Here is a 19,938-nt window from a genome sequence, read left to right as displayed (position 1 = left end):
ACATTTTTGAGGTCAGCATTTAAGCACATATTATTTTTTGGTGAGTAATATTATCTGATTTTACCATACTTTTGATTAAATTATTAAATATTGTGTCTTTGCTTTGAGAACGATTGATTCGGTAAAAAAATTCATTAAAATACCTGTTAATATTATTTTCACTTACCCAAGAATAAGTTGTTCTTAACCAAGATTTTAATTGATAAATCATAATATGCAATGCTTTAAAATTAGAACCTTTGTCACTTAATATCTGACTTAGATCATAATCTTTAGCAATAGGATTGTAACCTTTCCATTTATCAGTAGTGATTTTTGCATGTTTATCTATATGTTTATCGAAGATTTTTCTTAAAGATTTAGCCGAGTAATCCGGGATTTGAAAGGTGTAAAAACGTTTAACTTTCCCATCGTCTGTCAGCTCCACAGCACATACGGCTTTTTTCTTTGTACTGTCATAACTTCTGCCTGGCTTACCTTCTTCATAACCGTCCATAACATATTCATCAACATTAACAACACCTGTCATAGGATGATCTTGGCTAGATCTCATAGCTTCTCGCACTTTCTGCATAAATAATCTGGCGGTTCTTTCGTGAACTCCAAAACGAACTGCTGTTTGAGAAGCCGAAAGACTTTTTGTGCTGGTTGACATTTCAAAACAAATGAAAAATGCCTTTTCAAACCAAATTTTACTTTATGGAATAGGGTATTTGCCATTGCCGATTCAGTATCGCTACAAATATTACAAGTACTTGCAAAATCTTTGTGTATTTGACTCTTCGTATAACCGCACTTTCTACAAATACATTGCTCTGACCATTTTATTTTTGAGAGATATTCTCTAAAATCTTGGTCGATTTTGTAACGTTCAGTAAACTCTATGAGATTTTGACCTTTAAAAATTTTCATTTTTTCTATATTTTTCAACACTTTAAAGATATGAAACTAAATGCCGACCTCAATAACATTTTAATAAATTGAGTTTAATCAAATTTGTATTCTATCCTAAAAACAGTTTAGATATTGATTGATATTTCATTAATGAAGTGTTTTTCACTTCAACATTTAACTACTACATAGTATCATACTCTCTGACAAACAAAATCCTAATTTTATTTTCTGAATATCGTTTTTAAAATTATCTTAATATCTAATAAAATAGATTTGTTATAATAATATTGCAAATTCATTTTTACTTTGTCAGGGAAGATTATTTCATCATTATATTGTAAGAAATCGCTATGAAGTCTTAAAATCTCTTCTTCATTTACATATTTTATTGATGCTTCAGAAGTTAAACCTGGTTTTAGTTCTAGAATTTTTTCATTTTCCCCTTGAAGCTTATCATAATATCCTTCAATATCAGGTCTTGGTCCCACAAAGCTCATTTCTCCTTTTAGAATATTAATCAATTGAGGTAGTTCGTCTATTTTGTATTTACGCAAAAACAATCCAAAATTTGATGAGCTTTTATTGATTTCATGAATTGATTTTATTTTGTAGATAGTAAATAATTTCCCGTATTGTCCAACCCGCTGTTGAAGAAAAAAACCATTAGAGTTTGTATCAAAAGCTGCGATACAAATAAATAGTAAAATGATTAACCCTAAAAAAAACAATCCTAAAATTGAAAATATAAAATCAAAAATTCTTTTTAGCATTACATAAATAATTTATAAAACAACTTGTTGTTTAGACAAATAATAATCTAAACAAATTTTGGGATACTTATCACTTTTCATTTGATTTATCACTTTATCAATGTCATGAACAAATGATTTTAAAGTAATTTTTTTTGTATCAGTATCAAGTTTAAGATAACAAGATTGATTCAAGTACTGCCTGTTTTGACCTATACTTCCTGTGTTACATAAAATTTTATCTCCTATCTTTCTATAAAATTGTTGGTGAGAATGCCCAATAATATAGTTAGAATCAAGATTGAAATGCTCTAATGTAGTATCCGCAAAAATATAAGAATCGTTTAGTGTATGTTGAATTGTAAAATCTTCGATAACTATTTTTTTGTCATATTTTTTTAAAACGTCAACTAAATTTTCATCAAAATTTTCATAACATTTTTTAAAAAATGTTTTTGCAATTACATTATCCCCACCATAATTCCCATCTAAATAAAATTGTTCATGGTTTCCTTTTAATACTTTACAATTAGCTTCATCATTTAGAAGCTGTATGCATTCATTTGTCCATGGCCCATAATTTACAATATCACCATGAGAAATAAACAAATCAGTTGTTTTTTTTTCTAATTTTAAAAATTTTTCTAGAGCAACTAAATTGCCGTGAACATCACCAAAAATTGTTATAACCATACTTTGAATATTCTATTAATCTCTTCCGTTAAATCTAAAAAACCATTCGTATTAATGACGGTATTAAGCTTGTCAACATTTACTTTAGACAAATTAGGAATAAAATTAGTCTCATCGTTATTCTCAATTGCAATGGGTTCTGAAAAATTATTTTTCACAATTGTGGCTAATTTAAATAATGATGTTTCTATACCCGAAGCAACATTTAAAATACCATTAGAGTTTTTTGATTCTATTAAGGCTATTAGAGTTTTAGCAGCATCTTTCACATGAATAAAATCAAATGAAACCTTATTGCCATTAAGTATTTTTATGACACTATTATTTTTTGCTTGTTGACACAATGCCCAAATAACCCCACTTTTAGGCATTCCATCGCCATAGATAGCAGAAAATCTAACATTTACAAAATCAATATTATTTTTTGTAGCAACAGTATCAATTAATAATTCTTGCATCAACTTGGAACTACAATAAAGAACATGATTCCCAACTGGATAAGTTGGAGCATGTTCAGTTACGTCATAAATCCAAGGTTTTTTAATGACAACCAAAGTTGAGCAATTAATTATTTTTTTAACAGATTTCTGAGTTGTTATCCACTTACAAATATTTTGAGCCCCTAGTATGTTAGTATTATAAATTTTATTTAGATAGTCATTATCCAATACATTTCCTCCTGGTAAAACTGTAGCGCAATTAATAACAATATCGAAAAAATCATCTGGAAGATTAGAAAACTCTTCATAATTGCTTATGTCAATTTGATATTTATTTAAAATATTTCTTGAAGCTGAGAAAAAAATATGGTTTGTATTTTTTAATTCATTTTCAATTTCTACACCTAAAAAACCGTTTCCGCCAAAAACTAAAACATTCATTTATCTTATTTTGTTAGATTAAAATTATAAAATTTAGCTTTAGGATTTTCTAATTTATGATTATTTTTCAAGTTATCAAATTCACTTTCAGCAACAAAAATATCAGACCAAGTTCTAAATACCATTCCATTTTTCAATTCAGGTTCTTCAATTTCTTGATTAAAGAGGTAAAACTTCAACAAAGCTTCTAATTCATTAAATCCAAAGAAACTTCTTAATGGAGTTGTGCCACTGAATCTTCCGTTTATTTCAAAGATAATTGGTTTCCCGTCTAAAATTCTAAATTGAAAATTTACAGGACCATCTGGATTTAATTTCTCAGCAATTTCTTTTATAAAACCATTATAAATATCCGATTCTGCATCCCTGTAGGCTCTATAGGTATTTCCATCTCTTAAATCTCTTTTTAAGGTTATAATTGCCTTACATTTTCCTTTAACAACAACACAACCTGATGTAAATTCACCCATTTCATCTGACAAATACTGTTGCACCACAAGGTTGCTTTTTTCATCATAAATAGCCAAAAGTTCTTCTTGATTATTTATTTTAACCAGCCCCATAGAACGTGCTCCATCAATCGGTTTTGCAAATAAAGGAAAACCAACTTCATCTTTCAGTTTCATAAGATTATCCATATTAGTTGCCATTACTGACTTTGGAAAGGGAAAATTATTTTCTTCTAAAAATTTAGCCGTTAAAAATTTATCATTAGCAATATTGATTACTTCCTGACTACTGACTACAACTACACAATTATATTTATCTAAAAACTGATTCTTTACTTCGGCAAATTTATTCAACTCGACATCCGTTCCTACTAGAAGAGCATCAATTTTATATTCAATAACAATTTTCACAATTTCATCTATATAATTAGCATCAGTCGCTTTTGGAATGGTTAATGCGCAATCTCCTAGCCAATGACCTGTCGATCTTGGGTCCGGATCGGCAGTATATATTTTTTTTGAAAAATCAGAAACATTAAGTAATCTTAAAATTCCTTGACCCAATAGAGCTCCTGCCCCTGTAACTAAAATATTTTTAACCATTATTTCTATTTTTTTCTTTACAATATTCTATAAAAGTAGGCATTGTTACATGCCCTTCATTACTAATGCCCTCACTTTTTATAACTTTAAATAAAGTCATAAAAAGTATTTTTAAATCCAATACAAATGAAATATTATCTACATACCAAACATCATATTCAAACTTTTCATCCCAACTAATTGCATTTCTGCCATTAACTTGAGCCCAGCCTGTGACACCTGGCTTCAAATTATGCCGCTTTTTTTGCTTTATATCATATAATGGTAAATATTCTGGCAATAATGGCCTTGGTCCAATCAAGCTCATCTCTCCTTTAAGAACATTTAGCAATTGAGGGATCTCATCAATAGATGTTTTTCTTACAAAAGAACCCGTCTTTGTCAATCGCTCTCCATCTAGCAATAAATCCCCTCTATCATCTTTTTTGTCATTCATAGTTTTGAATTTTATGATTTTAAAAATTTTACCATTTTTCCCTGGACGTAATTGAAAAAAAAATGGTTTACCATTGTTAGCAAACCATAATAAAACAGTAAACATCAATAATAATGGAGATAATAAAACCAATGCAAAAAAAGCTGAAATGATATCGAAAAATGGTTTTATTACAATTTTATACATATTTAATTTTTTTTGCAAAATTAGTCTTTATTTTATACTTAATTCAAATAAAATATTCATGCTTAGCACATCTATCCTATGCTTTCAATTTTAAGCAAACTAAAAATGTATTAATTTTATATACATCATTTATTAAGTTGAATTTCAGAAAAGTGTCTTTTGTAGTTCTTAGTAATTTACTATTGTTTATATTGTAAAAAACTCACCCTCAAATTATAGTCGAATTATAATTTAATCAAGGACTTAAAAAAGGTTTTCTATTTTTAAGTTTATTTATTATTAGGGCATACGATTTGTTAACATGGTATTTCTCTTGCAGCAAATTCCATGCGTTTTCTCCCATTAATTGAATTTTATAATCATCAGAACTTATTTCATCTATTACTGCGGTCATTTTTAGATCATCCCCAGAAATAACCCAATAACCACAATTATTTTTTTCTATAACTTTACCAATATCTGTCGCAATATCTGTCGCAGCAATTATAGGTTTTTTCATTTCTAAATAGGATAACAATCTTGATGGGAAATTAGGTATTGTAAAATCTGAATGCAAAAAAATTAGACCAATATCACAAGATTGCAATAAATCATCATACTCGTTTTTGGGCAACCCAGAGATTAACATAGCATTGTTCGGTTTTTGTACTTCAAACCACCTTTCTATCCTTGAAAATTCAGTACCTGAGCCGACAATTAAAAAATAACAATTTTCATTATTATTCGAAAGTATTGTCCGGAGTAAAAAATCAAGTCCTTGTGGTTTACCAAGATTCCCTCCATAAACAAATATTTTTTTTTCTAATGGTAGATTGTGTTTATCTCTAACCTCATTTTGCCCCTTTTTAGTCAAGTAACTGGAAACAGGGGAAATTGTATTAGGATTGACTTCTATTAGCTTTGGATCTATTGTAGGATTGTGTTTTATTATATATTCTTTATTTGCATCGGACATACACCCTATTACATCAGATATTGCATATAGATTCGCTTCTTTTTTCAGGAAAAACTTATGCAATATTCCATTCTCTTTTATCATTTTCATATCCACAGCATTTTGTGGAAAAATATCTTTCAGTAATAAATAAGAAAAGGCATTATCACGTTTTTTTATATAGCGTATTATTTTAAAAAATGTGATTGGAGGTGTAACGTATATAATCAAATCAAATTTGACCCCGGAAAAATGTTTTTTTATCGCTTTAAGATACTGCCTTTCAATAAGTAAAGTACCAACACCCTTTTCAATTAAATTAGTTTTTTGAATATTTAAAGTTCTTACATTGAGAAGTGTTGTTCCGGACTCTTTTACTACACTAGTTTTTTCATTTTCCCTTCGCTCAACTGGATTAACAACATGTATTTCATGTCCTTCTTCTTTAAACTTTCTGAGCAAATCGGTATAAATTCCTCTCTCATCAAGAGATTTAATTTTTACTAATGTTAAAAAAAGAATATTCATTTTATAATTTATTAATTTTTATAGGATTTCACTCCAAACGGTTCTTTTTATATAATCAGTATAACTCAAAATAATTCGCACCATTTTTTCTGAGACGTTAGGAATTGAATAATCGGCAACTGATCTTAAATTTCTTTCTTCTCCTGTTTTTTGATATTGCAATTGGGTCAAGCCTTGCATTATCCGCTCTGGATTTAATCCTACCATCATCACTGATGCTTCTTCCATAGCTTCTGGTCGTTCATGGGCATCGCGAATATTCAATGCTCTAAAATTTAATATTGAGGATTCTTCTGATATGGTCCCACTGTCTGACAACACAGCAAATGACTTCATTTGCAACGCATTATAATCATTAAACCCCATTGGCTTTAAAAAATGTATTTCTGGACGCATTTTTATTTTTTTCTTTTCAATCATGTTTCGCGTTCTGGGATGCGTGCTTACTATGATTGGAAATTTATATTTTTCTGCTATCAAATTTAAACTTTGCATTAAACCGTTGAAATTTTTCTCGCTGTTTATATTTTCTTCACGATGGGAGGAAACCACAAAAAATTGTTCCTCTTTCAACTCTAATTGTTCTAAAATAGTTGACGCTTTTATTGAAGGCAAGTAGTGATTTAAAACCTCAAACATTGGTGATCCTGTTTTAATGATTTTATCAGCTGGCAAACCTTCTCTAAGCAAATACTCCCTTGCTATATCACTGTATGTGAGATTTATATCTGAGATATGATCTACAATTTTTCTATTAGTTTCTTCTGGAACTCTTTGATCGAAACATCGGTTTCCAGCTTCCATATGAAATATTGGAATATGTCTTTTTTTAGCGGGAATTGCACACAAACAACTGTTAGTATCACCTAAAACTAAGAAAGCATCGGGATTTTCTGTTTCTAATAACGGGTCTATTTTGATTAAAATTTGGCCTATAGTTTCTGTAGCTGTTACTCCTGCTGCATCCAGAAAAAAATCTGGTTTTCTTATTCCTAAATCATCAAAAAATATTTGATTCAATTCATAATCATAATTCTGACCGGTATGAACAATGATATGTTCTATAGCTTCCGAACGATCTAATGCTGCCATAACCCTAGACAATCTTATTATCTCTGGTCGTGTGCCTACAACTGTCATTACTTTTAATTTAGACTTCATTCTGTTTCTTTATTTTTTAATAATTATACTTTTTCAAAAAAAGTATCTGCATCATCTGGATTGAATGGTTCATTAATCCAAAAATTAGTATATAGTGTTTCATCACCAATATTTGTGATGTTGTGTGTGTACCAAATTGGCATGTCTACATAAGCTGGGTTGGTGCCATCTAAATAAAAATCAAACACTTCATCAGTTCCAATTTTTCTTAATTGGATTAAAGCCCTTCCTTTTATTACTGCAAATCGTTCAATTTTTCTGGTGTGAAAATGATCCCCCCGTGTAATTCCTGGAATAGTTGTAGAAAAAGAAACTTGTCCACCAATACCTAGTCTGATTATTTCTACAAAAGAGCCTCTTGGATCAGTGTGTTCCACAAAATTAACTGGAAAATAATTTTTTATATCCATGTAACAACGAAAAGTGTTGAACAAATTCAATTCAAATGTTGAGTTGATTGCAGGTATTTCTCCTTTGTCTTGATAAACTGATTTGTAGTTTTGCAACAAAGTCAATATTTCAGAAACCTTTGCTTCAGCAGTATAATTGACTTGATACGCTGCATTATTTGTTTTGTTTTGAATGGCATTAATTATTTCGGACACCAATTCTGAAACATAAATGAGTTTTAAACTACCGTCAGTATCAATTTTAGGTTCTTCTCCATTAGCTATTTGATGGGCAAACGTAGCTACCACTGAATTGTAATATGGATTTCCAAAAGGACCGAACACATTTGGAATAATCATTCCAGTAAAAAGAGTTTTTACTTTTGAAGCCCAATTTGCACTAATCTCTCTTCCTTCTTTTTTAGATTTTCCATATGGATTATCTCTCTCCTCTTGCGAGGAAGAAGACATAATTAGATGTGGTTTGCTATTTGTTCTTTCTAAAGAAGCTACTAAAATTGAAACCAAATCTATATTAGTTTTATAAATAACCTCTGGATTGTTATGACGATTTAATGCTGCTAGATGGACTATTACATCACATTTGGAAACAAATTCATCTAAAAGTTCGTTGTTTTCAAAAAAATTTCTCTCAAAAACAACTCTCACAAAAACATTGGGCTGTAACCCTAATGTATTGAATAAATGTGAGCCTACAAATCCATTTTGACCGGTAATTCCTATTTTTAACATTATGCTGTTTTTTTTTTAATCAATTATTCTTCATTAAAATAATCTGCATCAAAACGGTATTCGTCTTTTATTTCTCCTAAAAAATAATCTGACATTACCATTAATTTTGAATTTGAATCTAAAGATTGAATACTACTAATATAACCCGCAGGAACATGAAGTACATCAAAATTTGATTTCTTTAGAATGCAATCAAAAATTTTTAAATCCTTTGATGGAATAACCCAATTATCTATGGCTATTAATTGAATTCTAAATTCACCTTGAATGACTGAAAACCAACGTTGTTCTATTTTATGACCTTGCCAACCTCTAATAAATTCAGTATCCTTATTTTCGATAAAATAAATGCGTCTGACAGTGGAAACATCAAAATTATTATTAAATAATAGCATCCCTCTTTCATCTTTATGAGAATTTCCATTAATTATTTTTGGAATCATATACAATTTTTGAGGTCAGCATTTAAGCACATATTATTTTTTGGTGAGTAATATTATCTGATTTTACCATACTTTTGATTAAATTATTAAATATTGTGTCTTTGCTTTGAGAACGATTGATTCGGTAAAAAAATTCATCAAAATACCTGTTAATATTATTTTCACTTACCCAAGAATAAGTTGTTCTTAACCAAGATTTCAATTGATAAATCATAATATGCAATGCTTTAAAATTAGAGCCTTTGTCACTTAATATCGGACTTAGATCATAATCTTTAGCAATAGGATTGTAACCTTTCCATTTATCAGTAGTGATTTTTGCATGTTTATCTATATGTTTATCGAAGATTTTTCTTAAAGATTTAGCCAAGTAATCCGGGATTTGAAAGGTGTAAAAACGTTTAACTTTCCCATCGTCTGTCAGCTCCAGAGCACATACGGCTTTTTTCTTTATACTGTCATAACTTCTGCCTGGCTTGCCTTCTTCATAACCGTCCACAACATATTCATCAACATTAACAACACCTGTCATAGGATGGTCTTGGCTAGATTTCATAGCTTCTCGCACTTTATACATAAATAATCTGGCGGTTCTTTCGTGAACTCCAAAACGAACTGCTGTTTGAGAAGCCAAAAGACTTTTTGTGCTGGTTGACATTTCAAAACAAATGAAAAATGCCTTTTTCAAACCAAATTTTACTTTATGGAATAGGGTATTTGCCATTGCTGATTCAGTATCGCTACAAATATTACAAGTACTTGCAAAATCTTTGCGTATTTGACTCTTCGTATAACCGCACTTTCTACAAATACATTGCTCTGACCATTTTATTTTTGAGAGATATTCTCTAAAATCTTGGTCGGTTTTGTAACATTCAGTAAACTCTATGAGATTTTGACCTTTAAAAATTTTCATTTTTTATTTTTCAACACTTTAAAAATATGAAACTAAATGCCGATCTCAATACAATTTAATTGTTAGTTCATTGTTGTTGTAAACTGTGGTCTGCAACCTGGAATCTAATTTTTAACCCGGCATTTGAGCAACGTCTTCTCCAAAAACTTCTTTTCTAATCAAAGGCAGTTGCGATAACAATCTCTTCATTCCTTCGACATCTTGTTGCTCAGTATTGTGAGAATGATAATCTTCAATTATTGAAATATCCTGTTCCCCTTCTGAAAAATACTGTGCATAATTTAAATCACGATTGTCCGCAGGAATTCTATAGAAATCGCCCATATCTTCAGCCTTAATCATTTCTTCTCGTGTACACAAGGTTTCGTAAAGCTTCTCTCCATGACGAGTTCCGATAATTTTCACTTCGGTCTCTCTATTGCATAATTCCTTTAAGGCTTGAGCTAAATCGCCAATGGTTCCTGCTGGAGCTTTGTTTACAAATAAATCCCCTGCGTTTCCATTTTCAAAGGCAAAGAGTACCAATTCGACCGCTTCATCTAATGACATTAAAAAACGAGTCATGTTAGGATCTGTGATTGTTATAGCCTGATTGTTTTGAATTTGTTTTAGAAATAACGGAATTACGGAACCCCTTGAGGCCATAACGTTACCATAACGAGTTAAACAAACGACGGTTTCCTCTAAATTTCTTGAAGCTGCAACTGCAACTTTTTCCATTAATGCTTTAGAAATTCCCATAGCGTTTATTGGATATGCCGCTTTATCAGTGCTAAGACAAATTACTTTTTTTACTTTATTCGTTGCTGCTGCATCAATAACATTTTGAGTTCCAAAAACGTTTGTTTTTGTAGCTTCCAATGGAAAAAATTCACAGGAAGGCACTTGTTTTAACGCAGCTGCATGAAACACATAATCTACACCACGCATGGCACGCTCAACACTTGCAAAGTCTCTAACATCACCTATATAGAATTTCAACTTATCATTCTTAAATTGGTTGCGCATGTCATCTTGTTTTTTTTCATCACGAGAAAAAATACGAATTTCTTTGAAATGGTCACTATTTAAAAAACGGTTTAGAACTGCGTTTCCAAAAGAACCTGTACCGCCTGTTATTAGGAGTGTTTTATTTTGTATTTTCATTTAATGAGAAGTGATTAATTCTAAATATTTTTTAGCTCTAGTTTGAGAAGTGTCAAATGTTAATAATTGATTATCCCCATTTTTAATTATATGATTTTGAATTTCTTTATTTGTTGCTAAATTATATATTGAATTAGCTATATCTGCTGGATCTATCGGATTAAAGTAACTTGCAGCATTACCACAAATTCCTTTAGCAAAACTTAAATCCGAAGTCAAAATAGGCAATCTCATATACATAGCTTCACAATAAGATGCAGAAAAACATTCAAGTAATGTAGGTAAGAATAAAAAGTCACATTGTTCATATAAACTAGGACACTGATTAATATTTACCTTTCCTAAAAATTGAATATTTTCATTTAAAACATCATTCGCTTCAATTTCAAAATCATCTGCAGTTATACTTAAGTAAAATTTAAATCTAAAATCAGGGTATGTTTTCTTTAAAATTGGAATAACACTTTTAATTATTTTTAAATTTTTATGAGGATAATTAGCTGAAATTGTTAAAAATTTAAAATCAATATTATTAGAATCAATAATCAAAGTTTTATCCCAATTCTTTTCATCTTTAAAAATTTGATTAAAGGTGTTGGTTACGGTAACCACTTTTTGAGAAACCCTGTTAATTAACCTATTAGCAACATCCTTGTTTTCAGTAATTAATAATGAATTATTATTTTTAAAATCAAACATGTGAATAAATTCTATGAAAGCTAATTTTAATTTTTGAAAAAAATTAATTTGATTAAAATACGGAGATTCTTTATATATATAATCGGGTTTAGCAAAACCACAAATATGTTTTGCCTTAGGTTTCCAATAGGTAGAACCAAATACAGAAAATACAACATCCGCATTAAATTCAATTTCTAAAGAAGATAAATAAGCGTCTTTACCCGAAAAAGCTTTATAAATACTCGGTTTTATTGAAAAAGTAATGAATCTAAAGTTTTCACAAAAATATTTTCTTTCAATTTGAATAGAAATAGTATCAGATAGAATCACCAAAAATTCATGATCCTTATTTTGACTTATCTCATTTAAAAATGAATGAGCAACCTGTAAGCCACCACCTACTCTAAGATTAGAACAATTAATTACTATTCTCACTTGTGCTGTTTTTGGGTTTTTTAATAAAATATAAAACTATCAATGGCAAATAATTTAATATTGGAAACAAAATTAATGATATTAATCCGTCACGCCAAGTTTGAAACAATATCATATTATATAATAAGAGTAATAAAAAACCTTTGTGATTATAAGGCAAATTACTGTAACTATAATATAAATAAGAATAAAATCTACCCATAAAGAATGGTATTAAAAAAACACCAAACATTCTAAAATTAGCATACGACTCACCACTAATTAAAGAAATCTGACCCATAGACCCAAAATCTCTACCAGATGTCGATATTTCAAATTGCCAATCGTTTAATCTAGGTTTTTCGGGCCAATAATCTCTGGGAATCCAAAATAATAAAATGGGCACATATGTTGTACCATAAAAAACGATTCCTTTTGCATCAATATTTGAAACCATAGCTGCACTTTGTTCTATAAATTGCAAATCACTTGAATTTCCAGATAAAAATTCATCAAATGAATGTGATGTTATTTCTACGATATCAACATCTCCACCGTTTTGAACTGCTTGCCCAATTTCTTTAAGAGGAAAACTCAATAAAATAAAAACAAAACCAAGTATTGCAAACTTTATAGGTAAAAGCTTTAAATTTTTAGTTTTCAAATAGTATAACGCAACAAATAGTAATGGAAGAACAACTCTGTATCTATAAGATCCCTGTATTGAATAAATAAAAATCATTACTCCAAAAAACAGTAAATATTTCAACTTGAAACCATATTCATACAATAATATTATTGAAGAAATAATCCCTAAACTAGACAAAATAATTGAAAGCGGCGTAGCTTCAATCTCTTCATTTTTAATTCCAGGAATAAAAGAATACAATAGCAACCCTAAAAAACCTAATACAACAACAACGCTTAAATAAAATTTCATCCATCCTTGTCTTTCCTCTACTATGACTATAAACTTTGATTTTAATTTATTGCCTCTTCTTACAAATGAATTTTTAAGAAAATTAAATCCGACAAAGAAACCTATTAAGGAAATATCAGCTAAAGCTATTGCATAGTTGATATCCTCTAAACTAATAAATGTATCATAGAACGAATTCGATGATATTTTTGAATCAAAAATAAAAAGTTGAACTCCTTTAAACGTAATAAAAAAAAGATGGATTATTAAATATAAAAAGGATGGATTATTCAGATCAAGCTGTCTATTTTTAATCAAATACATAATTAAAAAAAAAACTATTATTAAGTCAAAAAATATTATCATTTAAAAAAATAAAAAGGTTAAATAATCTTTTTGCAACGGTGTTAAGATTTTGATACGTTTTAATATCATGAAATCAGATTGCTACTAAAAAGTTCACTTTATAAATTTAATAAAACATCTGACCACATTTCAGGATGAATTTGCTTAGACAACTCAAAACTACGTTTACCCATATTATGTATTTCTTGTTGGTTTTTTCCATTCATTTTTAAAAGTATTTCTTTGAGTTTAAGAGCATTTCCAGGTTCAAAAAAATATCCATTATATCCTTGTTTAACAAAAGCTGTTGCAGCTCCACAATTTGTTGTAGTCACAATAGGCAAACCAGCTGCTGCTGCTTCATGAATAACAACCCCCCAAGGTTCTGAATTACTAGGCAAACAAAAATATTTTACATTTGACATAATGCTAAGTATTTCATTTTGGGACATAAAAGGATAATACACGATATGTTCAGTAGTTAATTCCAATGAATCTTTCAAAGGTCCGTCACCAATAATAATAAGCTTATCTGATATTTTATTTGAGTCAAATAATTCTTTATGCACTTTAATCAGCATATCTATACCTTTAACAGTATGAAGTCTTCCTAAAAACAATATTCCTTTTTTATCTGTTGTTGAATTATTGTATGCTTGTTCAAACAAAAGGGTATCAGCGCAATATTGTGGAAATAATATTTTTTCTCTTTTGAAGCCCAACAAACGTTGATATTCATACTGAAAAATACCTGGTACTAACATAAATTCAAAATATCTTTTATATAAAAAATTTGAAAAAAAAATAGCTAATTTTTGTTTTAAACTTCCGTTATAATGATTATCAGCAGTTCCTACCACTATTTTTGAATCTTTTCTGGCAATTAAAGCTAATTTTAAATAATCTTTTTCCATTCTACCAGAAACGAGTAGAACTTTTGGCTCTATTGTTTTATAAATAGACAATATATCGCTATACTTAAGTTTTGATTTGTCATAATAAGTGATTTTATCATTATTAGGTTGCTGATATTTAGTTAACTTTTTATCTGCCCCCCAACATACAACATGTAAATGATAATTTTTATAATTATTTACCAAAGCATTAAAAGTAGCCACATTATAAGGCATTATTTCAGCGTATAGTATTAACAATGTATTAGTTTCCATTTAAAGTTTCAATTAATTTTGATTTGAATGTTTGCCAAGTATAATTTTTAGACTTTAAAAAAGCTAAATTACCCATTTTCAAACGCTCTTCTATGTTATGCATAAGAAATATTATTTTTTCAAAAATAGCTTCTGAACTTCTAATTGGAATTACAAACCCATCTACTCCATTTTCAATTAAATCTTGTGCTGATGTATGATTTGTTGAAATGACTGGCAAACCCGTAGACATAGCTTCTAAAATTACTTGTGCAAATCCCTCACATAGAGATGGTAAAACAAAAACGTCTGCACTTTTATAACTATTTATAAGTTCCTCAAAAGACACATTGTATTTAATATTTAAATCTTTTATATTAAATAAGTTCATTATTTCTATATCAAAAATCCCTCTTCCTACAATGGTTAGTTGCACATCGTAATTTTCTATTTGTAGCTTTTGAACTGCTTCTAATAAATAATAAATTCCTTTTCTTTGATTCAAACTTCCAACAAAAAGAATATTGAATACAGCTTTTTTCGCTGATTTTCTAGTATAAAAAGGATAATCGTTCAGATTCACACCATACGGAATCACAATTATTTTTTTATTGATGTTTTCCTGTTTTAAAGTGAATTCCGTAAAAGAACTTGCACAAATTATCATATCAGCTTTAGTAGCTTCTAGATTAAGTTGATTAAAATGCTCCACGTCATCATTTAACTCGTGTTCTAAACTCAATGATTTTTTTGATTCGGGAATTAACCCTATTTCTTCTAAAAATAAATTTTTAATAAATTTAGGATGAGGATGAAGCTGAAAAAGAATTTTAGTAATTGATTTTTTTACTATATCAAAAGCTGGAAGTGCATAATAGCTGTATGCTAATAAACTAAAATTATGTCGGTTGGCTAGCTGTGCAGCAGTCAAAGATAATGCCCTGTCTTTATTAACTTGAAAAAATTGATTTTTGAATATTTTATATAAGATCAACCAAAAAACAGCCCTAAAACTTGTTTTAACATTAGATAATGGTATGCTTTTTTCTTTTTTAAGTAAATATCTAAAGACATAATCATCTGTTACCAAAAAACCTAATTGATTGGCTTCATAAAGTGATTCGGCCACTTTGTAAGCATCTCTTTTTCCAGAATGGACAACAATATATTTATTACAATCTTTAATCATATTTTATTCTCTTTTGGCAGGTGTTTAACTAGCTTACAAGGTACTCCTACATTTAATGTAAAATCTTCAATGTCTTTATTCACAATTGAACCAGCTCCAATGACCGCATGCTTACCAATTTTCACACCGCATAAAATAACAGAATTTGTTCCTAACCAAACATGGTTTTCAATTATAACTTTTTTTTGATTAATTTCTTGATAAAAATGTGGGTGGGTAGATTTCTCATTCATTGGATGCTCGTCTAAGCCTACTTTAACATCTGGAGCTAAAGAACAAAAATCTCCTATAATTGCGTTGTGAATATTCAAATTATATCCATAAGTATAAATACCTATCTCCGCTTTGTCTGTGATGATTGTATTTCCAGTAAACACACAGCCTTTACCTATTTTAGCTTTAGTCGAAATAGAACAACTCATTGTTATTCTAACTCCTTTAGAATTCCAATATAAATAAGAATATATTGAATTAAAAAAAAACACAAAATCTGAAAATATTGTTTTTAATAGCCTCATAAATCAAGGATAAATCATATCTACTGTTAGATATTTTTTTAATTTATTTATTAATTTTATTTCGCTTATATACCTCAAAGGCAAAAAAACTAAACTAAAAGAAATCCATGATATTGGGAGTGAAAACAATAATTTTATTCCTTTAAAAAAACCATTTTTAATAATTGCAACAGTAATTATACCCACTGCAGTAGTAATTGGTTTCAAAAAAACTGTAGTTTTTTGTTTTAAAGTAGGTTTAGCTACAATAAAATTTAAATATTCTTTCCAAAATATTTTATGATCCTCTATTGTTCTCAAACTTTTTCTAGCATCAACAGCTACTTGATTACCGTGAATTCGTGTAAGCGTCAGTGCTTTGTCTAATTCTATATAACTATGGGTTTTTAATAATCGCATCCAAAAAAAAATATCGAAATGGATGTATTTTTCATCAAACAACCCAAGCTCAATAAATACATCTTTTTTTACAACAGCAGTAGTTAATGCCGGTAGATAAACTCCATTTCCATTTAAAATATTTATTGCAGTTATATCTTTTTTATGTTCAATAACTTCAACAGTATCAATTTTTGATTTACTAATAAAATCTTGGTATTCAAAAACCTTATTTCCATTGATAGCATTAAAAGGCACATTCACAATGTTATTCATAAACAACCAAGCAGGTTTATGACTTAAAAGTGCAAAATCTTCATAATTAGATGTGTTAATGACCTGCATACAATGATTAATACAACCTTGGAGCATAATGTCATCATGACAAAAAAAATGTATCCAATTATTCGTACACAATTTAGCAGCTCTATTTACATTTTCAACTTGTCCCAAATATTCTTTAAAACAGAATAGTTTTATCCTATCATCTTGTACATATTCATTTATTATAGATATCGTCTCATCAGTTGAAGCATTATCCACTATTACAAATTCAAAATCACTATAATCCTGAATTAGAATACTCTCAATAGCTTCTCTAATAAAATTAGCTCCATTGAAAACTGGAAGTGCTATGGATATTTTATTCATTTAATTGTTTTTTTTTTTAATTTTAATAAATAATAAAAATAAAGTTAAAAATTGTATTAGGTAAGCAAATGAAATTGCTATAGAAGCTCCAATTAATCCATAAGAATTTGTCAATGGATAAATCACTAATAGTAAAGAAACTAAACCAAAAATTTCAGAATAACTTACAAACAATGGCTTTCCTACACCTTGCATTATACTAGCCAACACAATTTTAAAATTAAAAAATAGAAAACCAATTAGCAAAATATACGATATTAGTACTGCTTCATTAAATTCATCTCCAAACAATATCGGAATTATATAAGGATTTATAATAAGACAAGCTATTGTAACACCGAGATTAATCCATAAAAAATTAAAGAGCACTTTGTTGGTTAATTTCAACTTTTCAACCATCAGTTTTGTTGAAGAGATTAATGGCAAAAAAACTGTTTTATATGCGTTAGGAATTATTGTAGTAAAATTAGCAATACTAGTTGCTACTACATAAATTCCTAAATCCTTACTTAATAACATTCCTGAAATTAATATTTGATCCATTTTGACATTTAACCCTTGAGACAAATCTCCTAGCCAAACTTTATAACCATAGTTATAAATAATTTTTATAGTTTTTTTATGATACTTAAAATTTGTTATGGAACCAACTCTTTTATTATAAAGTGCCCCAAAAACAATAAACTGCAGAACTATTAAAATAATTTGTAATATAATAATATTAATTACTGTTAAATATTTAAAAAAATACAAAACTAATATCCCAATTAAGTAAAATAGTGGTGTAAATAATCTTGTGAAATTATATTCTTTGAATAATGATTTAGCTTGTAAAATTGAACTTATAAATTGTGTAATTATATTTAAAGGTAAAAATAATAAAAGATAAAAACTATACCATTTGTATTCTATACTCAACAGTTTTAAGCTCAAAAATATCAATATGATACCTACAATAATACTAATTATTGAATTTAAAATTGTTATGACTAAACAAGAACCCCAGATATTTTCTATTTTTCTATTGCTTTTAGAAAAATGATATATAACAGCTTGATATGTACCAAACGAGCCTAGATACAATAATAATGTAGGCCACAAAATAATGGCTGCTATTTCACCTCGTTGAGAAGGCCCAAGAGAACGGCTAATAAGGATAGAACCTGCCAGGCCAAAAAAAACAATAAGTAAGGAATAAACTATATTAGAAAATATTATTTTTTTCAAAATTCAAAAGATATTGTATCATTAGGATCATACAAAATGTCAGAATACGCTAATAGTATAAATTCTGTATCATCTGTGTTTTTAAAGTTATGCGCAATATTATTAGGGACGTAAATGGTCTTAGGTTCCTTTTCGCTTAATGGAATTGAAACATATTCTTTAGTTTCAACATCTACAAGTTCTAATAGGCATTCTCCTTTAATTAAAGTAAACCACTCTTTTGAAATAAGATGATAATGCCCCCCTTTTGATTGGTTTGGGGTAGCTACAGTAACATAAAATTCGCCAGTTGCACTTGGTAAATTATCCTCTTTACCATTAATAACTTTTAAAAACCAACCTCTATGATCTTCAATTTTTTTTCTTTCAATTATGGTAATTTTATCAACTATCATTTTATATATGTTTTTATACCTTCAATTAAATTAATTTTTGGCTCCCAATTGAATACTTCTTTTGTTTTCGAATTATCTAAAGCAAGATATTTCATATTTTCATCAACTCTTGAAATTATAGTTACATTATCTGCCTTATAATTTGTTGTTTCAAAAACAGTATTTATTAAACCTTTGATACTTATGGAGGTATCAGGCGATATATTGTATATTGATGGTGCTATATTATAGCTTAATAATTTAGTAACAATATCCACTACATCATCAATATGAATATATTGTCTTAGTTGAGTTCCGCTGGTTACCTGAATTGGGCTGTTATTTAAAATAGAAGAAATTAAATAAGGAATTAATCGCAAAGGATTTTCTGAAGGCCCATATATTGTTGGTAAAATAAAATGATACCAATTTATTTTATGAATATTTCCTGAAAAATATCTACTTAGCATTCGTTTAGAATTACAATAATGATTAGGCATATTACCCTGAGAAAAAATCACTTCTTGTTCTGTAAATTCTTTATCAACAGTATTACTTCCTATTTCGAAATAAGATCCGAAAGTAATGTATTTACCCGAAAAATTTTTTTTTTCTAATGCTATAGCTAACTGAATAGGTTCAAAAGTATTTAATCCATAAATATTTTTTTCTTCAACAATTAAATTTGCTTGAACCCCAGTTGCTGAACAAAAATAAATGGCATCTAACCCAGCTAATAAATTATAATCCAAAGAACTATTTGGATATATGAAATTATGAAATTCAACAGCTTCATTATTAACAAAATCGAGATCTAAACCACTTCCAAAAACATATAACTTAGTGTTGCTGTTATCTGCAAGCAACTTAAAACAAATTTGTTTTGCCAAAAAAGAATTCCCCCCAATTATTCCTATTTTCATTTGTAAAATA

General features: G+C 28.7%; 20 protein-coding genes and 1 pseudogene. All 21 read right to left on the bottom strand.

The window, feature by feature from the left end:
• Positions 1-19: 19 nt before the first annotated feature.
• The 21 genes and pseudogenes from ACNQGG_RS08265 to ACNQGG_RS08165 all read right to left on the bottom strand — a co-directional run bounded on the left by ACNQGG_RS08265 (position 20) and on the right by ACNQGG_RS08165 (position 19,928).
• Positions 20-912: pseudogene (locus ACNQGG_RS08265) on the bottom strand (IS1595 family transposase).
• A 203-nt stretch (positions 913-1,115) separates the two neighbouring features.
• Complete coding sequence (locus ACNQGG_RS08260; RefSeq protein ID WP_417962912.1) at positions 1,116-1,664, bottom strand: sugar transferase; 549 nt, start codon at positions 1,662-1,664, stop codon at positions 1,116-1,118.
• Positions 1,665-1,676: 12 nt separating this feature from the next.
• The gene (locus ACNQGG_RS08255; RefSeq protein WP_417962910.1) at positions 1,677-2,336 is read right to left on the bottom strand and encodes a metallophosphoesterase family protein; all 660 of its coding nucleotides are present in this window, start codon (positions 2,334-2,336) and stop codon (positions 1,677-1,679) included.
• Positions 2,327-3,217 carry an NAD-dependent epimerase/dehydratase family protein gene (locus tag ACNQGG_RS08250; RefSeq protein WP_417962908.1) on the bottom strand — a complete coding sequence of 297 codons (891 nt, stop codon included), beginning with the start codon at positions 3,215-3,217 and terminating at the stop codon, positions 2,327-2,329. The genes ACNQGG_RS08255 and ACNQGG_RS08250 overlap by 10 nt, the downstream gene beginning before the upstream one ends.
• A gap of 5 nt (positions 3,218-3,222) precedes the next feature.
• Positions 3,223-4,269, bottom strand: a complete 1,047-nt coding sequence (locus ACNQGG_RS08245; RefSeq protein WP_417962906.1) for an ATP-grasp domain-containing protein — start codon at positions 4,267-4,269, stop codon at positions 3,223-3,225.
• Positions 4,262-4,891, bottom strand: a complete 630-nt coding sequence (locus tag ACNQGG_RS08240) for a sugar transferase (protein WP_417962904.1) — start codon at positions 4,889-4,891, stop codon at positions 4,262-4,264. The genes ACNQGG_RS08245 and ACNQGG_RS08240 overlap by 8 nt, the downstream gene beginning before the upstream one ends.
• 235 nt (positions 4,892-5,126) lie before the next feature.
• Positions 5,127-6,353, bottom strand: a complete 1,227-nt coding sequence (locus ACNQGG_RS08235) for a glycosyltransferase family 4 protein (protein ID WP_417962902.1) — start codon at positions 6,351-6,353, stop codon at positions 5,127-5,129.
• An 18-nt stretch (positions 6,354-6,371) separates the two neighbouring features.
• A complete protein-coding gene (wecB, locus tag ACNQGG_RS08230; protein ID WP_417962900.1) occupies positions 6,372-7,514 on the bottom strand; it encodes a non-hydrolyzing UDP-N-acetylglucosamine 2-epimerase in 1,143 nt (380 codons plus the stop codon).
• 23 nt (positions 7,515-7,537) lie between these two features.
• Positions 7,538-8,656, bottom strand: coding sequence for a polysaccharide biosynthesis C-terminal domain-containing protein (locus tag ACNQGG_RS08225; RefSeq protein ID WP_417962898.1), 1,119 nt, complete (start codon positions 8,654-8,656; stop codon positions 7,538-7,540).
• A 23-nt stretch (positions 8,657-8,679) separates the two neighbouring features.
• Entirely contained in the window at positions 8,680-9,099 is a 420-nt protein-coding gene (locus tag ACNQGG_RS08220; RefSeq protein ID WP_417962896.1) for a cupin domain-containing protein, read from the bottom strand.
• A gap of 22 nt (positions 9,100-9,121) precedes the next feature.
• Positions 9,122-10,015 (bottom strand): IS1595 family transposase, encoded by an 894-nt coding sequence (locus ACNQGG_RS08215; RefSeq protein WP_417962894.1) that lies wholly within the window; start codon positions 10,013-10,015, stop codon positions 9,122-9,124.
• 111 nt (positions 10,016-10,126) lie between these two features.
• A complete protein-coding gene (locus ACNQGG_RS08210) occupies positions 10,127-11,161 on the bottom strand; it encodes a polysaccharide biosynthesis protein (protein WP_417962892.1) in 1,035 nt (344 codons plus the stop codon).
• The gene (locus tag ACNQGG_RS08205; RefSeq protein ID WP_417962890.1) at positions 11,162-12,277 is read right to left on the bottom strand and encodes a glycosyltransferase; all 1,116 of its coding nucleotides are present in this window, start codon (positions 12,275-12,277) and stop codon (positions 11,162-11,164) included. It abuts the gene before it with no gap.
• Entirely contained in the window at positions 12,261-13,493 is a 1,233-nt protein-coding gene (locus tag ACNQGG_RS08200) for a hypothetical protein (protein ID WP_417962888.1), read from the bottom strand. Before ACNQGG_RS08200 ends, ACNQGG_RS08205 begins: the two co-directional genes overlap by 17 nt.
• 146 nt (positions 13,494-13,639) lie before the next feature.
• The gene (locus ACNQGG_RS08195; RefSeq protein WP_417962886.1) at positions 13,640-14,689 is read right to left on the bottom strand and encodes a glycosyltransferase; all 1,050 of its coding nucleotides are present in this window, start codon (positions 14,687-14,689) and stop codon (positions 13,640-13,642) included.
• Positions 14,679-15,857 (bottom strand): glycosyltransferase family 4 protein, encoded by a 1,179-nt coding sequence (locus tag ACNQGG_RS08190; protein WP_417962884.1) that lies wholly within the window; start codon positions 15,855-15,857, stop codon positions 14,679-14,681. Before ACNQGG_RS08190 ends, ACNQGG_RS08195 begins: the two co-directional genes overlap by 11 nt.
• On the bottom strand, positions 15,854-16,375 hold the full coding sequence (locus ACNQGG_RS08185) for an acyltransferase (protein ID WP_417962882.1): 522 nt from the start codon (positions 16,373-16,375) through the stop codon (positions 15,854-15,856). The genes ACNQGG_RS08190 and ACNQGG_RS08185 overlap by 4 nt, the downstream gene beginning before the upstream one ends.
• 3 nt (positions 16,376-16,378) lie before the next feature.
• The gene (locus ACNQGG_RS08180; RefSeq protein ID WP_417962880.1) at positions 16,379-17,404 is read right to left on the bottom strand and encodes a glycosyltransferase family 2 protein; all 1,026 of its coding nucleotides are present in this window, start codon (positions 17,402-17,404) and stop codon (positions 16,379-16,381) included.
• On the bottom strand, positions 17,405-18,631 hold the full coding sequence (locus tag ACNQGG_RS08175; protein WP_417962878.1) for an oligosaccharide flippase family protein: 1,227 nt from the start codon (positions 18,629-18,631) through the stop codon (positions 17,405-17,407).
• Complete coding sequence (locus tag ACNQGG_RS08170) at positions 18,628-19,026, bottom strand: polysaccharide biosynthesis C-terminal domain-containing protein (RefSeq protein WP_417962876.1); 399 nt, start codon at positions 19,024-19,026, stop codon at positions 18,628-18,630. The genes ACNQGG_RS08175 and ACNQGG_RS08170 overlap by 4 nt, the downstream gene beginning before the upstream one ends.
• Entirely contained in the window at positions 19,023-19,928 is a 906-nt protein-coding gene (locus tag ACNQGG_RS08165; protein WP_417962874.1) for an NAD-dependent epimerase/dehydratase family protein, read from the bottom strand. Before ACNQGG_RS08165 ends, ACNQGG_RS08170 begins: the two co-directional genes overlap by 4 nt.
• Between the last annotated feature and the right edge of the window lie 10 nt (positions 19,929-19,938).

The sequence above is a fragment of the Flavobacterium esculini genome (assembly GCF_048284325.1).
Lineage (GTDB): Bacteria > Bacteroidota > Bacteroidia > Flavobacteriales > Flavobacteriaceae > Flavobacterium.
Note: the sequence above shows the minus strand (reverse complement) of the source record. Positions and strands in the feature narration are given on the sequence as shown.

Coding starts and splice junctions, on each gene's coding strand:
- ACNQGG_RS08190 (WP_417962884.1), bottom strand. CDS start 15,857: ATGATTAAAGATTGTAATAAATATATTGTTGTCCATTCTGGAAAAAGA.
- ACNQGG_RS08255 (WP_417962910.1), bottom strand. CDS start 2,336: ATGGTTATAACAATTTTTGGTGATGTTCACGGCAATTTAGTTGCTCTA.
- ACNQGG_RS08195 (WP_417962886.1), bottom strand. CDS start 14,689: ATGGAAACTAATACATTGTTAATACTATACGCTGAAATAATGCCTTAT.
- ACNQGG_RS08170 (WP_417962876.1), bottom strand. CDS start 19,026: ATGATAGTTGATAAAATTACCATAATTGAAAGAAAAAAAATTGAAGAT.
- ACNQGG_RS08225 (WP_417962898.1), bottom strand. CDS start 8,656: ATGTTAAAAATAGGAATTACCGGTCAAAATGGATTTGTAGGCTCACAT.
- ACNQGG_RS08250 (WP_417962908.1), bottom strand. CDS start 3,217: ATGAATGTTTTAGTTTTTGGCGGAAACGGTTTTTTAGGTGTAGAAATT.
- ACNQGG_RS08185 (WP_417962882.1), bottom strand. CDS start 16,375: ATGAGGCTATTAAAAACAATATTTTCAGATTTTGTGTTTTTTTTTAAT.
- ACNQGG_RS08235 (WP_417962902.1), bottom strand. CDS start 6,353: ATGAATATTCTTTTTTTAACATTAGTAAAAATTAAATCTCTTGATGAG.
- ACNQGG_RS08240 (WP_417962904.1), bottom strand. CDS start 4,891: ATGTATAAAATTGTAATAAAACCATTTTTCGATATCATTTCAGCTTTT.
- ACNQGG_RS08220 (WP_417962896.1), bottom strand. CDS start 9,099: ATGATTCCAAAAATAATTAATGGAAATTCTCATAAAGATGAAAGAGGG.
- ACNQGG_RS08165 (WP_417962874.1), bottom strand. CDS start 19,928: ATGAAAATAGGAATAATTGGGGGGAATTCTTTTTTGGCAAAACAAATT.
- ACNQGG_RS08180 (WP_417962880.1), bottom strand. CDS start 17,404: ATGAATAAAATATCCATAGCACTTCCAGTTTTCAATGGAGCTAATTTT.
- ACNQGG_RS08210 (WP_417962892.1), bottom strand. CDS start 11,161: ATGAAAATACAAAATAAAACACTCCTAATAACAGGCGGTACAGGTTCT.
- ACNQGG_RS08215 (WP_417962894.1), bottom strand. CDS start 10,015: ATGAAAATTTTTAAAGGTCAAAATCTCATAGAGTTTACTGAATGTTAC.
- ACNQGG_RS08260 (WP_417962912.1), bottom strand. CDS start 1,664: ATGCTAAAAAGAATTTTTGATTTTATATTTTCAATTTTAGGATTGTTT.
- wecB (WP_417962900.1), bottom strand. CDS start 7,514: ATGAAGTCTAAATTAAAAGTAATGACAGTTGTAGGCACACGACCAGAG.
- ACNQGG_RS08245 (WP_417962906.1), bottom strand. CDS start 4,269: ATGGTTAAAAATATTTTAGTTACAGGGGCAGGAGCTCTATTGGGTCAA.